Origin of the sequence: Methyloterricola oryzae (assembly GCF_000934725.1) — a bacterium.
Taxonomy (GTDB): Bacteria; Pseudomonadota; Gammaproteobacteria; order Methylococcales; family Methylococcaceae; genus Methyloterricola; species Methyloterricola oryzae.
Map to the genome: position 1 here is coordinate 171,180 of NZ_JYNS01000009.1, position 15,353 is coordinate 186,532.

10 protein-coding genes and 1 rRNA gene are annotated in these 15,353 nt (G+C 64.0%); 1 reads left to right on the forward strand and 10 read right to left on the reverse strand.

Annotated features, from left to right (window positions below):
* Positions 1-127: 127 nt before the first annotated feature.
* The 10 genes from EK23_RS13545 to EK23_RS13590 all read right to left on the reverse strand — a co-directional run bounded on the left by EK23_RS13545 (position 128) and on the right by EK23_RS13590 (position 14,586).
* The gene (locus tag EK23_RS13545; protein WP_045225898.1) at positions 128-1,150 is read right to left on the reverse strand and encodes an aspartate-semialdehyde dehydrogenase; all 1,023 of its coding nucleotides are present in this window, start codon (positions 1,148-1,150) and stop codon (positions 128-130) included.
* Positions 1,151-1,162: 12 nt separating this feature from the next.
* Complete coding sequence (leuB, locus tag EK23_RS13550) at positions 1,163-2,251, reverse strand: 3-isopropylmalate dehydrogenase (protein ID WP_045225899.1); 1,089 nt, start codon at positions 2,249-2,251, stop codon at positions 1,163-1,165.
* Positions 2,252-2,264: 13 nt separating this feature from the next.
* Positions 2,265-2,906 (reverse strand): 3-isopropylmalate dehydratase small subunit, encoded by a 642-nt coding sequence (leuD, locus tag EK23_RS13555; protein ID WP_045225900.1) that lies wholly within the window; start codon positions 2,904-2,906, stop codon positions 2,265-2,267.
* On the reverse strand, positions 2,903-4,321 hold the full coding sequence (gene leuC / locus EK23_RS13560; protein ID WP_045225901.1) for a 3-isopropylmalate dehydratase large subunit: 1,419 nt from the start codon (positions 4,319-4,321) through the stop codon (positions 2,903-2,905). Before leuC ends, leuD begins: the two co-directional genes overlap by 4 nt.
* A 67-nt stretch (positions 4,322-4,388) precedes the next feature.
* A complete protein-coding gene (gene adk, locus EK23_RS13565) occupies positions 4,389-5,033 on the reverse strand; it encodes an adenylate kinase (RefSeq protein WP_045225902.1) in 645 nt (214 codons plus the stop codon).
* A 143-nt stretch (positions 5,034-5,176) separates the two neighbouring features.
* Complete coding sequence (locus tag EK23_RS13570; RefSeq protein ID WP_045225903.1) at positions 5,177-6,739, reverse strand: complex I subunit 4 family protein; 1,563 nt, start codon at positions 6,737-6,739, stop codon at positions 5,177-5,179.
* A 6-nt stretch (positions 6,740-6,745) separates the two neighbouring features.
* The gene (locus EK23_RS13575; protein ID WP_045225904.1) at positions 6,746-8,266 is read right to left on the reverse strand and encodes a complex I subunit 4 family protein; all 1,521 of its coding nucleotides are present in this window, start codon (positions 8,264-8,266) and stop codon (positions 6,746-6,748) included.
* A 12-nt stretch (positions 8,267-8,278) separates the two neighbouring features.
* Positions 8,279-9,808, reverse strand: a complete 1,530-nt coding sequence (locus tag EK23_RS13580; protein ID WP_045225905.1) for an NADH-quinone oxidoreductase subunit 5 family protein — start codon at positions 9,806-9,808, stop codon at positions 8,279-8,281.
* The gene (locus EK23_RS13585; RefSeq protein ID WP_045225906.1) at positions 9,798-13,106 is read right to left on the reverse strand and encodes a DUF2309 domain-containing protein; all 3,309 of its coding nucleotides are present in this window, start codon (positions 13,104-13,106) and stop codon (positions 9,798-9,800) included. Before EK23_RS13585 ends, EK23_RS13580 begins: the two co-directional genes overlap by 11 nt.
* Positions 13,107-13,116: 10 nt before the next feature.
* Positions 13,117-14,586 (reverse strand): complex I subunit 4 family protein, encoded by a 1,470-nt coding sequence (locus EK23_RS13590; protein ID WP_045225907.1) that lies wholly within the window; start codon positions 14,584-14,586, stop codon positions 13,117-13,119.
* A gap of 645 nt (positions 14,587-15,231) precedes the next feature.
* Here EK23_RS13590 and EK23_RS13595 point away from each other — a divergent pair.
* Positions 15,232-15,353: ribosomal RNA gene (locus EK23_RS13595) — 16S ribosomal RNA — on the forward strand; the annotation flags it as partial.

Here is a 15,353-nt window from a genome sequence, read left to right on the forward strand (position 1 = left end):
ACATTCGTGTTTTGGAAGCCTTGATCTGTGCCGGATGTGACCGCGCTCTCGCGAAGCCGTCCTGACTCTGTTCAGAGCCTGCCCTAGATGGTGACCAAAGCCTCCCCTGCACGAGCAAAGACTAGCTTCAGATGTAGCTTTTTACCAGCAGTTCCGCGATTTGCACGCTGTTGAGGGCCGCGCCCTTGCGAACGTTGTCGGACACGACCCAGAGATTCAATCCGTTGGGATGGGAGATGTCTTCGCGGATGCGGCCCACGAACACCGGGTCTTCGCCTGCGGCTTCCGTCACCGCCGTCGGATAGCCGCCTGGCGCATGCTCGTCCAGCACCGTCACCCCGGGGGCGCGGGACAGGATCTCGCGGGCGCGCTCGGCGCTCAGCTTGTCGCGGGTCTCGATGTGCACCGCTTCGGAATGCCCATAGAACACCGGCACGCGCACGGCGGTGGGATTCACCTGGATGCCGTCGTCGCCCATGATCTTGCGCGTTTCCCACACCATCTTCATCTCTTCCTTGGTGTAGCCGTTCTCCATGAACACGTCGATCTGCGGCAGGACGTTGAAGGCGATCTGCTTGGGGTAGACCTTGGGCGTGATCGGCTTGGCGTTGAGCAGGGCCGCCGTCTGGGTCGCCAGTTCATCGATGGCCTTCTTGCCGGTTCCCGAGACCGCCTGGTACGTGCAGACGTTGATGCGGGTGATGCCGGCGGCGTCGTGCAATGGCTTGAGCGCCACCAGCATCTGGATGGTGGAGCAGTTGGGATTGGCGATGATGCCGCGGTTGGTGTATCGGGCGATGGCCTCGGGGTTCACCTCCGGCACCACCAGCGGAATGTCGTCCTCGTAGCGGAAGCAGGAGGTGTTGTCGACGATCACGCAGCCCGCCTCGGCGGCGATGGGCGCCCAGTGGGCGGACACCGAGGCACCGGCGGAGAACAGGCCGATCTGCGCCTTGGACCAGTCGAAGCCGGCCACATCCTGCACCGTGATCGATTGGCCCTTGAATTCAACCTCGGTGCCGGCGGAACGGGCGCTGGCCAGGGCGAATACCTCGCCCACGGGAAAACGGCGTTGCTCGAGTATGGACAGCATGGTCTCGCCGACGGCGCCGGTAGCGCCCAGCACGGCGACATTGTACGTCTTGCTCATGGTTGGAACCCGTTAGTGCGTTGTTGCTCGGAGGGCGGCGACGATGGCGTCGCCCATGGCGGCGGTGCCGACCTTGTGCGCGCCCTCGGCGTGGATATCCGCGGTGCGAAGGTTCTGGTCCAGCGCCTTGATGACAGCCTTCTCGACCCGTTCCGCCGACGCCGCATCGTCGAAACTGTAGCGCAGCAGCATGGCCAGGGAGAGGATGGTGGCGATCGGGTTGGCGATGCCCTTGCCGGCGATGTCCGGGGCGGAGCCGTGTATCGGCTCGTACATGCCCTTGCCATCCTGGTTGAGGGAAGCCGAGGGCAACATGCCGATGGAGCCGGTGAGCATGGCGGCGCAGTCTGAGAGGATATCGCCGAACATGTTGTCGGTGAGCATCACGTCGAACTGCTTGGGGTTGCGCACCAGCTGCATGGCGGCGTTATCCACGTACATGTGGCTGAGTTCCACCTCGGGGTATTGGGCGGAGACTTCCACCACCACCTCACGCCACAGCTCGGTGCATTCCAGCACATTGGCCTTGTCCACGGAACACAGGCGCTTGTTGCGCTTCTGCGCGATCTGGAAGGCGGTGTGGGCGATGCGCCGGATTTCCGATTCCGAGTAGACCAGGGTATTGAATCCTTCGCGCTCGCCCTGGGTATTGATGCGGCGGCCGCGCGGCTGGCCGAAGTAGATGCCGCCGGTCAGCTCGCGCACGATCATCAGGTCCAGGTTGGACACCACCTCGGGCCTGAGGGTGGAAGCGGCCGCTAGTTGCGGATACAGGATGGCGGGGCGCAGGTTGGCAAACAGGGCCAACTCGGAGCGCAGGCCCAACAGCCCCCGCTCGGGACGGACGGAATAATCGAGGCCTTCCCACTTGGGGCCGCCTACCGCACCCAGCAGGATGGAGTCCGATGCGCGACAGAGTTCCAGAGTCTCGGCGGGAAAGGGGGTGCCGTGGACGTCGTAGGCGGCGCCGCCGATGTGGGCGTGCTCGGTTTCCACCGCCAGGCCGAAATCGGTGCGCAGGCATTCCAGCACTTTCAAGGCTTCGGCGACGATCTCGGGGCCTATGCCATCGCCCGGGAGTACAGCAATCTTCTTGGTCATGGATCGTTCAGTTTCAGTGTGTAACAGGGAACAGCCAGGGCGCCTGCTGCGCCCGGCGCGCCTCATAGGCGCGAATGTCGTCCGCGTGCTGCAGGGTCAGGCCGATGTCGTCCAGCCCGTTCAGCAGCCGGTGCTTGCGGGACGCATCCACGTCGAAGTGGATGACCTCGCCATAACGCGTGGTAATGGTCTGGGCGGCCAGGTCGATGGTCAGCATGAAGCTGGGGCTGACCTCGGCGAACAAATGATCCACGGTGGGCGCAGGCAGCACGATGGGCAGCACGCCGTTCTTGAAGCAGTTGTTGTAGAAGATGTCGGCGAAGCTCGGCGCGATGATGGCGCGGAAGCCGTGGTCCTCTAGCGCCCAGGGCGCGTGCTCGCGGGACGAGCCGCAGCCGAAATTCTCCCGCGTCAGCAGGATTTTCGCGCCCACATAGCAGGGCTGGTTGAGCACGAAATCCGGGTTCAGGGGCCTGCCGCTGCAGTCCATGTCCGGCTCGCCGCGGTCCAGGTAGCGCCATTCGTCGAACAGGTAAGGGCCGAAGCCGCTGCGGCGGATGGACTTGAGGAACTGCTTGGGGATGATCGCGTCGGTGTCCACGTTGGCGCGGTCCAAGGGCACGACCCGGGACTCGATTCTGCGAAAGGGTTTCACGGGTGCGCCTCCTCGTGGGCGGTGACATCGACGAAATGGCCGTGCACGGCGGCGGCGGCGGCCATGGCCGGGCTGACCAGGTGGGTGCGCGAGCCATACCCCTGCCGCCCTTCGAAATTGCGGTTGGAGGTGGAGGCGCAACGCTCGCCGGGTTCCAGGCGGTCGGCATTCATGGCCAGGCACATGGAGCAGCCAGGCTCGCGCCATTCAAAGCCGGCTTCGAGGAATATCTTGTCCAGGCCTTCGTCTTCCGCCTGCTGCTTAACCAGTCCGGAGCCGGGGACGATCAGCACCTGCTTGACCGAATCGGCTTTGTGTCGGCCTTCCACCACCCGCGCGGCCTCACGCAGATCCTCGATGCGCGCATTGGTGCATGAACCGATGAATACGCGATCGACCGTTATGGCCGTGAGCGGCGTGCCCGGTTCCAGGCCCATGTACTGCAGGGCCCGCGCCATGCCCTCCTGGCGCACAGGATCGCTCTCCTGGGCCGGATCGGGCACGGCGGCATCGACCGGTGCCACCATCTCGGGGGACGTACCCCAGGTGACCTGGGGCCGGATGGCGGCGGCGTCCAGATCCACCAAACGGTCGAAGACCGCATCGGCATCGCTGCGCAACTGGCGCCAAGCCGCGATGGCCTGTTCCAGCATTTCGCCCTGCGGGGCGAAGGGGCGGCCACGTACATAGTCGATGGTGGTCTGATCCACGGCCACCAGTCCCGCGCGCGCACCGGCCTCGATGGCCATGTTGCAGACCGTCATGCGGCCTTCCATGGACAGGGCCTCGATGGCGCTGCCGGCGAACTCGATGGTATAGCCGGTTCCGCCGGCGGTGCCGATCTCGCCGATAATGGCGAGGATGATGTCCTTGGCGGTGATGCCGGGGGCGGTGACGCCGTTCACCCGCACCAGCATGTTCTTGGCCTTGCGCTGCACCAGGCATTGGGTGGCGAGTACATGCTCCACCTCGGAGGTGCCGATGCCGAAGGCAAGCGCGCCGAAGGCGCCATGGGTGGAGGTGTGGGAGTCGCCGCAGACGATGGTCATGCCGGGCAGGGTGGCGCCCTGTTCCGGGCCGATGACGTGGACGATGCCCTGGCGCGGGTCGGTCATGTCGAATTCGGTGATACCGAATTCCCGGCAATTGCTGTCCAGGGTCTCCACCTGCAGGCGGGAAACCGGGTCGGCGATGCCTTCCTCGCGCTTGGCTGTCGGCACGTTGTGGTCGGCCACCGCCAGGTTCGCCGAGACGCGCCAGGGCTTGCGCCCGGCCAGCCGCAGTCCCTCGAAGGCTTGCGGCGAGGTGACTTCGTGCACCAGGTGGCGGTCGATGTAGATCAGGGCTGACCCGTCCGGTTCGCTGCGAACCAGATGGTCGTCCCACAGCTTGTCATATAGGGTTTTGCCAGTCATGGTAATGCCGTTGCAGGGCCTCCCGCGCGGGAGGCCCGGTGGAGTGTTGAGTGTTCTGCGGCTTCGGTCAGGACAGTGCCGTCAGAACCTGGCTGGTGATTTCCTGGACGCTGCCGACACCGGGCACGGAGGAAAACTTCAACTTGCCGGCGGCCGCCTTGCCTTGGTAATAGCCCACCAGCGGCTTGGTTTGGTCGTGGTAGATGCGAAGGCGCTTGCGCACGGTCTCTTCCTTGTCGTCATCGCGCTGAATCAGGGGTTCTCCCGTTTCGTCATCGCGACCTTCCTGGCGCGGTGGATTGAATTCCACATGGTAGGTACGGCCCGAGGCCGGGTGCACGCGGCGCCCGCTCATGCGCTTGACGATCTCCTCGTCCTCCACCTGGATCTCGACCACATGATCGATGGCGATGCCCATGGCCTCCAGGCCGTCAGCCTGGGCCAGGGTCCTTGGGAAACCGTCCAGCAAGAAGCCGTTGGCGCAGTCCTCATGGACGATGCGTTCCTTGATGAGGCCCAGGATGATGGCGTCGGACACCAATTGTCCGGCATCCATGACCTTCTTGGCCTCCAGTCCCAAGGGCGTGCCCTCGCGCACGGCGGCGCGCAGCATGTCCCCGGTGGAGATCTGCGGGATGTTGAACCGTTCCGTGATGAATTTAGCCTGGGTGCCTTTGCCGGAACCGGGGCTGCCCAGAAGGATCAGTCGCATCGGTGGTTTCCTCGCCATAGAAACGCGTATTTTTGCACAGAATGCCCATGATTGACACGTTGCCGGACCGGTAGGCGGCGCCAATGGCCGATGCCCGGCCGCCTTCGTCCGGACTGCCAAATGGCCGGCCTAATCCGATCTGGTCATGGGCGCTTTCCGACTTGGAGCGCTGACGGGGTGTTGGCGGGAGCGCCGGCCAGGGTCATGGGCGCCCCCGCCTCCAGTCGGCCAATCAGGACCTTCAGGGGCCTGGCGGTCAGATCAAGCACGGGCTGCGGATACAGGCCGATGAGCAGGGACAGTGCGGCCGGCGTGGCGACTATCCATAGCTCGCGCGGGCGCAGGTCGCTGACTCGCGCGACGGGTTCCCGGGTGATGGCTCCGAAAAACGCCTGGCGAAAAAAGCTCAGCAGATAGGCGGCTCCCAGAATCACGCCGAACAGGGCTGCCAGCCCGAGGCCGTCGTGGGATCGGAACGCGCCGATCACGATCAGATGTTCGGCGGCGAAGCCATTGGTGCCGGGAACACCCATGCTGGCCAGGCCCAGCATGAAGAACAGGGACGCCGCGAGCGGCATGGAGCGGGCTAAGCCGCCCAGGGACGTCAGTTCGGTGGAGGCCAGGCGCTGATGGAGGAACCCCGCCAGGAGGAATAATCCGCCAGCCACCAGAACGAAGTTGAGGGTCTGCAGCAGCGCGCCCTGCACGCCCTGGATATTGAGTGCCGAGAGTCCAATCAGCACCATGCCGACGTGATTGATGCTGGCAAAGGCCAGCAGCCGGCGCAGGTTGGTCTGGCGCAGGGCCAGCAGCGCGCCGTAGATGGCGCCGGTGACGCCCAGGGCTGCGATCAGTCCGTCATAGCGGTTGGAAGCCTGTGGCGCGAGCGGTATGACAAAGCGCAGGATGCCGTACAACCCCAACTTGAGGCCTGTGAGCAGTGCACCGACGGCCACGGGGCCTTCCATGGCGGAGGTCGGCAGCCACACATGGAAGGGAAACACCGGCGCCTTGATCGCGAATCCCAGGAAAAGTAGCAGGAAAACGGCTGACTGCACTTCCGGCGGTGCCGGGGTATCCAGCAGTGCCAAGTAATCGAAGCTCAAGCCATCCGGCGCGGCGCGGCCTGATTCGCGGGCGTGGTTGAGGGCCAGCAGAATGAAGCCGAGCAGCAGTGCAGCGCCGCCCGCCAGCATGAACAAGGTGTATTGGGTGGCCGCGTGGCGCCTTTCTGGGCCGATGCCCCAGAGGCTGATGAGAAAGAATAGCGGCGGCAGCGTCAGCTCCCAGAACAGGAAGAACAGCACGAGATCCAGGGCGCAGTAAATGCCGATGGTGACGCCGTGCAGGATCAGCAAGAGGGCGAAATACAGCCTGGGCGACTGCCGGATGCCACGCCAGGAAGCCAGGACCACCGCCGCGCTGAGCAGGGAAGACAACGGCAGGAAGCCCGCGGACACCCCGTCGATACCCAGCAGGTACTGTACTTTGATCGAGCCGATCCAGGCGTGGCGCTCCACTAGCTGCATGCCGCCCGCCGGATCGAAACCGGCCAGCGCGAGCAGCGAGAGCCCAAGTTCCAGCACGGAGGCGGCCAGGGCGATATGCCGCGTGAAGCGCTCCAGTCCCGGTGCGAACAGCAGCATGGCGGCGGCCGGCGGCAGAAAGATGAGCACGCTCAGCAGCGGAAAATCGGAACTTGGCATGTCGGGCTACGGCTGCGGGGCGGAATGTTCAAGGTGCAGGGCCAGTCGAGTCAGGGATGTATCGACCAGTTCCAGCCAGGGGCGGCTGTAAAAGCCCACACCCAGCAGCACGGCGCAGATGGCGGCGGTCAAGGTCAGTTCCGGCAGGCTCAGACGAATCTTTTCGGGGTGCAAGGCGTTATCCCGGCGCCTTGCCAGAAAGGCGCGCTGGAAGGCCCACAGGAGGAATCCGGCGGAAGCCACGCTGCCTGACGCCACCACCACGGCGATGCCCCAGTGATGCGATTCGATGGCGCCTTCCATCAGCAGATGAGCGGCGTCGAAGCCGGGCGTGCCGGGCATGGCCATGGTGCTGAGAGCGGCCACCAGGAAGGTAAGCCCCACCAGGGGCAGCAGATCGAACATGCCGCCGAGGCGCGGAAGCAGCGTGCTGCGGGTGCTGCGGCTGAGGATGCCGGTGGCGAACAGAAGGCCTGCCGCGGCGGCGCCGAAGTTGATGGCGAGCAGGAGCGCGCCCTGCAGTCCCGCGCGATTCAGGCAGAAGGCTCCGATGGCCAGGACACCAGTGTGGCTGACGGCCGCGAAAGCCAGCAGGCGCCGCAGGTTGATCTGCATCAGGGCGAGCAGGGCGCCGTAGAAGATTCCCGTGACGGCCAGAATCACCACGAATCCCTTCCAGGCCTCGGCGGCATCGGGGGTCAGCGGCAGGACGAAGCGCAGCAAACCGTAGACGCCCGCCTTCAATCCCACCAGAAACACGCACAAGGTCGCAAGAGGACCGTACTGGGCTACCTTGGGCAGCCAGGCATGAAACGGGAACAGGCCCAGGCGCGGCGCGAGTCCGAACAGAAACAACATGAATGCAATGTCCTGGTCGCGCTTGTTCAAGGGGGCTGCCAACAAGTCGGTTAGCGCGAATGACCAGAATCCAGTGGCGTCGGCGTGTTGCCAGCCGAGGATGAGTATGCCGGCCAGCATCAGTGCCAAGGCCCCGCTCATATGCTGAAGGTAGCGAGAAACGGCCTTGTCCCTGCCCAGGCCGTTACCCCAGCGCTTGAGAATGAAGGTGGCAGGAATCAGTTCGAGGGCGCAGATGACCCAGAATTCCAGCAGGTCGAGGCTGAGAAACAGGCCCATGAGCACGGCCTGGAAGGCGAATACGCTCGCCACATAGATGCCCGCCGGGCGCTCATCGACGATTTCGCCATGGAGGATGACCAGGAAGGTGAGCAGCGCCGTCAGCAGCACGAAAAGGATGCCGATGCCATCCACGCCCAGGTGATAGGACAGCAAGGAGGTGATGGGAACCCGCTCGACGAATTGCAGGTCGGCTGTGTCCATCCGGAAATGGGCCAGCAGCCAGACGCTCAAGGCCAGTTCCAACAGGGAACCGCAGACGCCCAGCAGGAACGCCTGGCGGGACGAGCGCACCGTCCATGCCAGGGTCATGAAGACCAGCGGTAGCGCCACCAGGGTCCCGAGGAGCGGGAAGGCGGATTGGCTGCTCCAACTGATTTCGGCGATCATCAAGGACAGGCCCTACAGCAAGGCGATCAGGGTAGCGGCGATGAACAGCACCAGATAGCGGGGCTCGTTCAGCAGGTTCTCCAGGCGGTTCAACTGCACGCCCAGTCTGCGTCCTTGCTGCAGCAGGGTCTGTCCGACGCCGCGTAGTACTAGGCGGTCTTCGAACCAGTAAAGCAGCTTGGCGGCGGCGGCGGTCAGACATCCGGCGTATCCGCTGACGCGAATCACATCCGGGTTGGGACCGTTCGGGCGTGCGGCGGTCGGCGAGCCCCTGCCGGCAGGCGTTGCGATGCCCCAGAAGCGTTCGACATAGCGGCTGTCAAACTGGTACAGATCCTGGGCAAGGCGCTGGAGCGGTCGCACCGCCACCCAGTCTCCCAGCGGTTCTAGCCATAGGCGCTGCAGGGACGCCAGATAAAGCCGCGGCCGTGCGGCAATGTATCGGGGCACGGAACGGGTCGGGCGGCCAGCCACCTCGTGCATCAGGGAGGGCGCGGTGAGGAACTGAAAGCCTCTTACCACGGCGTGGGCCAGCAGGTGCCAGAGGGCCAGATTCCACCAGCCGAGGCCCGCTTCCAGGAACATGAGGCCTACCTGGCCGGTGGCGGAAAAGATCAGGGCGCTTTTCACATCGGTCTGCGTCAGGCCGCAAAAATAGCCGTAGCAGGCTGTCACCAGGCCAAACGCCGCCATCAGCGCCATGGCGAGGGGCGATTGCTCCAGCAAAGGCTGCAGGCGCAGCATGAGGTAAACCCCGGCATGGATCATTACTGCGCCGTAAAATACCGCGCTGGATGGCGTTGGCCCCTCCATGGCCCGGGCAATCCAAGGCGCCAGCGGTACTTGCGCGGATTTCGCCAGGGCAGCGAGGAGGAAGCATGCGGCCATCACGCCGGCCTGCCAGGTGGCCAGGTGCCGGTCCGGGTGGGTGAATTCGGCCCAGTCAAGGCTGCCGGTCCAGGCAAAGGCAAGGAAGATGCCGGCCACAAAGCCGGCGTCGCCGACGCGGTTGGTGACGAACGCCCGGGTCGCATTGGCGGCTGCCGTCGGACGGTCGTAGGCATAGGCGATCAGGAGATAGGAACAGACGCCGGCCAATTCCCACCCGGCGAACGCCAGGCCGGCGTTTCCGGCGAGGGCGAGCAGCAGCATCGCGCCACCGAACAGGGACAGGACCATAAAGAAGCGGTGAAAGCCGGCCTCGCGGTGCAGATAGTGGGTCGCAAAGCGCAAGGTTAGCACCGAGAACAAGGCGGCGAGCAGGGCGTAGCTCAGCGAGAGTGCATCCAGGGAAAAATTGACGCCGATGCGGTACGTGCCGCTTTGCAGCCAGGTGCCGAGCGCCAACCGGGCGGGAACGAGGTCCCGGTGGCGCAGCCAGGCGGCCGCGATCAGTCCGGCAAGGGACAGCATGGCGGAAGTCAGGGCGAGGCGGCTGGTAAGTCGCTCGCTGCCTTCGCCGTCGATGCGTCCGCTCAACTGGCCCACGGCAAGGACCAGTGCCGCGGCGAAGGGAGGCAGCAGGATGATCTCAGCCAGCATGCGTGGCCTCCCGTGCGGGTAAGCGAGGCCCGTCCACATCGATCAGGCAAGGCGGTCGCGGTTCCGTGTGTCCCTGGTACCAACTGCCGGAGCGGTCGACCACCGGCAAGGGCTGCGTGTCGTCGCTCCACGGCACGAATCCGCGTTCCGGGTCGAACACCGAGATCGCGCCGGTATCGGGATGCACGGCGCTCAGCAGGATCCAGCCATTGCCGATGAGTTCACGCAGCGGTGGCTGCCGTTGATAGATGCCAGCCAGCACTTCTTCCGTGGCCTCCACGATCACCTGCAGGCGCATGGCCTCGTGGATCTCGATCATCTGCCGCGGGAGTCCGGTACGCAGGTCGCTGCTGGTGCCTTCCATCACCGCGAAGAGTCCGGTGACGTTGTGCGGCACTTTGGAGCCGCAGCCGAAGCGATCGTTATTCACCGTCGAGAAGTAGTATTCCAGGTTGATGCCGGCGCCAACCGGACCCACCGCCAGGAGAATGCCTTCCAGGATGCGTCCTTCGGCATCCTCGCTGGGGTCATAGGAGATCAGGAATACCCGCCGGTCCAGGAACGCGCCCCGGCTCAGTGCGCGGCGGCCGATGATGGCGGCGGCATTGGTGGCGTGGCCTAACTCCGGCCGCGCCTGGCTGAAATCGGCCGCCCGTGTCACCACGTGCCGCATGGCCGAGCGCAAGCTGGGCCGGCGCGGGGCTGAGGCGAACCGGCGGCAGCGCTCGTGGGCGGACAGGAGCAAGGCCTGGTCCAGAGTCGATCTGAATGCCTGCAGGGCCGGCGCGAAGCCGCGCGGCAGGTCCTCCAGGTCGAACCAGAGCACCTCTTCGTTGCAGGTATTGTGTTCCGTCCCCAGAAACCAGGTGTCCTCGGGAATCTCGATGCCACGCTCCTGGATTTTTTGCCGCACCTCGGGGCGGTTGGCCATGGCGGCAAACGCACGCGCATTGGGACCGCCGTGACGGCCTGAACAGGCACCGCAATCGTAAGCCGCCAGATGCGGGTTGTTCTGGCTGATGGAGCCATGGCCCACGAGCACGACCAGGGGCGCGAAACGGTTGGTGAGGCCGACATTGCGCAGGAATGCGGTTACCCGGTCGGCCTGTTCGTCGTCCGTGAAGCCATGACGCGGCTTCTCGGGCGTTGCCGGGGCGCTGTGGGGCGATGCGCTGAAGGCCAGGCGGCTCGGCAGGTCGGGCGCCAGCAGTGCGCGGATGGCGCCGCGCACGCCGGCCTGAAGCCGGGGCGCGAAGGTCTTGGCGGCCAATAACGGCAAAACCGCGAGTGCGAGCAGGCCGCTCAGGATGCCCGAACTGACCAGATTGCGGCGCAGTTCCTGATGGAAGAGACGCGAAGCGGCTGCTAGCAGACGCAGGCCCCGCTCATGGCTTCGGCGCAGACGGTCAAGGCCTTGGCGCGGCAGTTCCGAGACTTCGTGGGTGGGTGTGACGACGACCGGGCACAAGGGCGTGACGCGGACATCGTCCAGTCCCCGCCAGTTCATGGCCACCCCGAAGAAGCCAGCGGCACCGAGCGTCTCCAGGGCCGGATCGAGTTCTTCGAGATGACGTCGGATGCTCTCCTCGCGATCGTCCATGCAGAATATGACCTGCGCCGATGGGCGTCCATCACGTCGACGCCAGCGGCCGCGACCACGGTTCTGAGACAGGGCCTTGAACAGTGGCTCCCGGTAGTTGCGCTCGTAGCTTTTCAGCCAGAGGAGATTGCGCTGCGACTCCGGGAGTTCATCGAGGGCGCGCAATAGCCGTTCCGCGTCGGCCCTGGGCAAGGCCTGAATGGCCTCGGCGGATAACCCCAGGTACTGAGCCAGTTGAAACAGGCGCCAGCCCGCGCCCTGTGCCGTGCGGTTGCTGGCGGTTTCCCAGTGCAGGCCTTGGGTCCAGCACCAGGTCTGATCGGCCAGTGCCCGCCAGATTTCCCGATGGCCGCGCTCGTTCCAGCTCTGCGCCACCAGGCGCTGCGCCGCGGAGGCGAGGTATTCGGGAAGCTTCCCGGAAAACAGGGCCAGGCGGACGGAAAACTCGGAACGATTGCGCAGGGCGTATTGTTCCAAGGCATCCAGACGGCCCTCGATCCCCCAAGTGTCCCGGCAAATCCGGTCCAGCCAGAGTTTGTCGAGAAACAGACGGATGGCCAGGTAATCCATCAAGGATGCCGGGCAACCGTCATTGGCATCGTAGCCGGGATGTTGCGCGCGCCAATTGATGATCCCGGACCAGCCGGGAATTTCCAGAGCCAGACGTCTCAGGTATCCCGCCCAGCGTGCCTCGGCAATGCCCAACTGCTGAAGCAGCAGGATCACCGCATCGACGGACTGGCTGGGCAGGCGCGCCTGCAATTCGCGCCAGCCGGGAAATTCGGCGAGCCCCAGGGATGGGTCGCCATGGGCATATTGCCGCCAGCTGGCATAGAGGCCCAGTCGGCGATCGGGCGCGCTCCAGGCGGCGAGGCCTTCATCCAGGTGTGCCGCGCAGATGCGAACCAGCGCGGGGCGAATTTCATGCAGAAGGTCAATGCCGGTCAGGGAGAGGAGGAGCCCACGCAGGCTTTGCCCAACGCCAATGTCGTCCAGCATGGGCTCCATCGCATGCCATGCTTCGGCGCCTGCGGCGCGGTGCAGTTCCGGACGACTGCTGGCTTCCTCGGCGGCGCCCGTCGCAAAGTACTGCAACTCCGCTTCCGCGCGATCCGCCTGCTCCGGTTGCGTGTCCCTGATTTCGAGGCTGGCGAGGCACGCCCGCCAGAGGGCGCTGACGGCAACGCTGTCGCTCTGATCTTCGCCGCCGTTGGCAAGAATCTGGGCGCGGGAGGACGCAGGAACCGCGTCCTGAAATTTCACCAGTGAGTCGTTGTGCTCGATCTGCCATCGCAGGTCATCGGCAGACACCTCTTCGATACCGAAAACCAGCCGGATACGCCAGACCTCCCCGCGTGTCACACGGCGAGTTTCGGTTTGCAGCACAATCGCGTCCAGGCCAGCCGCTTTCGATTCCTGCAACACCGCGTCGATATCGCACTGTGTGATGCGTCCCTGCCGGTACAGTTGGCGAAATTCCGGTTCCGGCAGGTAAGGTCTGATCCCGGTGAGTTGCTCCACCTGGGACAGCGCTTCCGCGAATGGCAGGTGTTGATACCCGTGCAGGGTATTGTGGTGCACGAAGTTCAGGATGGGCGCCTGGCCGGGGAGCACGTGGTCGAGATGATCCACGGCCTCGAGCAAAGCAGTCCGCCGATCCGACGACGATGTCTGTGAAGGCACGCTGGCGTTGCTCATGGGGCGGTTCTCACCATGGGCTCGGTGCGAAGCTGCCGCTCAGGCTATGAATGGAGGTTTCCACCAGCCTCAGCAAGGGCGCCGGTGCCAGTCCCAAGGCGATGATCCCGAATCCCAGGACGCCGCTGGCGACCAATTCCGTACCGGCGAGATCGCGGATATTGGCCATGGCCGGGTTTGGCGCTCCGGTGAACAGGCGGGAGATGGTACGCAAGGCGTAGGCCGCACTGACGATGATCGCCACGCTGGCAAACAGGGTCCACCAGCCCCAACGCTCGAAGGCGCCGATGATGGCATGCAGTTCTGCCGGAAAGCCCACCAGTCCGGGGAGGCCCATGGACGCGAGCAGGGTCAGGGTGGCGAAGAAGGCGAAACGGGGTGTCACCCGCGCCAGGGAGCCGTAGTCCGCTACTTCGCGCGTGTGCGTACGCTGGTACAGCAGGCCGATCAAAAGGAACAGGGAGCCCGCCACCAAGCCATGGGCGGTCATCTGCAGGCTGGCCCCCATGAAGCCGGTGGCGGTGAGGGTGGACAATCCCAGTAGGACGATGCCCATGTGGCTGACAGAGGAATAGGCGATCATCGCCTTGAGGTCGCTTTGTCGCCAGGCCAGCAGTCCGCCATAGACGATGCTGACCAGCGCCAGGCCTGCCAGCAGCCCCTGCAGAGCAACGGCGGCCTGGGGAAGCATGCCGGTCGCACGAAACAGGCCGTAGGCGCCCATCTTCAGCAGTATGCCGGACAACAGTATGCTGACCGGGCTGGGTGCCTCCACATGCGCCAGAGGCAGCCATCCATGCAGTGGAAAGCTGGGCATCTTCACGCCAAAACCGATCAGGAGGCCGAGGAAAACGAGAACCTGCTCGTTGCGCGGCAGGGCTGCGGCGGCGCTGGCCATCGATGTCATGGCGGTGGAGCGGTCTTCCGATGTGGCGTAGACCATCAGCAGGCTGATCAGCATGAACACCGAGCCGCCCATGGTGTACAGCACGAAGTTCAGGCTCGCCGTGTGTTTTTCGCTGCCACCCCATTGGTCGATGAGGAAAAACAGCGGAATCAGCGTCAACTCCCAGAAGACGTAGAACAGGGCCCAGTCCTGCGCCATGAACACGCCCAGCATTCCGAACTCCAGCATTAGCAGGCATACGTGATAGCCCTTAACCCGGTGAACCTGACCGTAGGATGCCAGCACCGAAACCAGCGAAAGCAGGGCTGAAAGGAGAACCATGGGCAGCGAAAGGCCGTCGACGCCAAGGGCGTAAAAACTGCCAAGCTCAGGGTTCCATGGGACAAACTCGCTGAACTGCAGGCCGGTGTAATCGGGATCGAAACCCGTGGCAATGGAGACCGTCAGCGCCAGGGTCAACAAGGCGGTGCCGGTGGCCAAGCCGCGGATGGTTCGTATGGCGCGGGGGTCGGTGAAAGCGATGGTCAACGCGCCTATCGCTGGTGTCAGGAGGATCAGGCTGAGCAGCCGCATGGTTTCCTTTCTCTCGATTTTTGCGCCAAATCGTAGCGACTTAGCCTGCAACAGCGCCTCTGCGAAGCTTGCCTAATGGTGGAAAACCAGTGCCAACCGTAGCGGCTCCGAGTATACAAAGGCGTGGCTTAAAGGTGCGGTCCGCCGGGTTACGCCGAAAAAACTCGGGGTTGCGCGAAGTGGCCCAAGAATATCATGAGCCCCACCACTGTAAAATCTCATCGAAACTGACTCGGCATCCAGATTTTGCATATATAGCGTTTTGTCGTGGATTTTCGAGTCCATGTCGCGCGCTCGGATAGAATGCGAAATTGTGCTTGACCTAGGGTCAGTAACTGCCCATAATGCGCAGCTCTTCCGGGGCGATGATGTTCTGGGGGGATAGGGAAAGGTTGAGGGAAGAGGGGTTTGAGAGGGAGTTTAAGGGAAGGTGGTTGACAGGGTTTGAGGATGGTGTAAAATGCTCAAGCTCAACGGCGGGGAACTGAAGCAGAACCGCTGACTTTAACAACACGATCAAATAATTTTGTGTGGGCGCTGGCGGCGGTTTGAGGCGTAAGCTAAAAAAACTTTCGCGAGTGTCTTTTACATAAAAGCGCTTGTCGATTCAAGAGATATTTTCCGGGAAACCGGAAGGGCTATATAAAACTGAAGAGTTTGATCATGGCTCAGATTGAACGCTGGCGGCATGCTTAACACATGCAAGTCGAACGGTAACAGGCCTTCGGGTGCTGACGAGTGGCGGACGGGTGAGTAACGCGTAGGAA

What these genes read in the sequence shown, in the direction of transcription:
- EK23_RS13545 (WP_045225898.1), bottom strand. Translation starts at nt 1,150, where the DNA reads ATGAGCAAGACGTACAATGTCGCCGTGCTGGGCGCTACCGGCGCCGTC.
- leuB (WP_045225899.1), bottom strand. Translation starts at nt 2,251, where the DNA reads ATGACCAAGAAGATTGCTGTACTCCCGGGCGATGGCATAGGCCCCGAG.
- leuC (WP_045225901.1), bottom strand. Translation starts at nt 4,321, where the DNA reads ATGACTGGCAAAACCCTATATGACAAGCTGTGGGACGACCATCTGGTT.
- adk (WP_045225902.1), bottom strand. Translation starts at nt 5,033, where the DNA reads ATGCGACTGATCCTTCTGGGCAGCCCCGGTTCCGGCAAAGGCACCCAG.
- EK23_RS13570 (WP_045225903.1), bottom strand. Translation starts at nt 6,739, where the DNA reads ATGCCAAGTTCCGATTTTCCGCTGCTGAGCGTGCTCATCTTTCTGCCG.
- EK23_RS13575 (WP_045225904.1), bottom strand. Translation starts at nt 8,266, where the DNA reads ATGATCGCCGAAATCAGTTGGAGCAGCCAATCCGCCTTCCCGCTCCTC.
- EK23_RS13580 (WP_045225905.1), bottom strand. Translation starts at nt 9,808, where the DNA reads ATGCTGGCTGAGATCATCCTGCTGCCTCCCTTCGCCGCGGCACTGGTC.
- EK23_RS13585 (WP_045225906.1), bottom strand. Translation starts at nt 13,106, where the DNA reads ATGAGCAACGCCAGCGTGCCTTCACAGACATCGTCGTCGGATCGGCGG.
- EK23_RS13590 (WP_045225907.1), bottom strand. Translation starts at nt 14,586, where the DNA reads ATGCGGCTGCTCAGCCTGATCCTCCTGACACCAGCGATAGGCGCGTTG.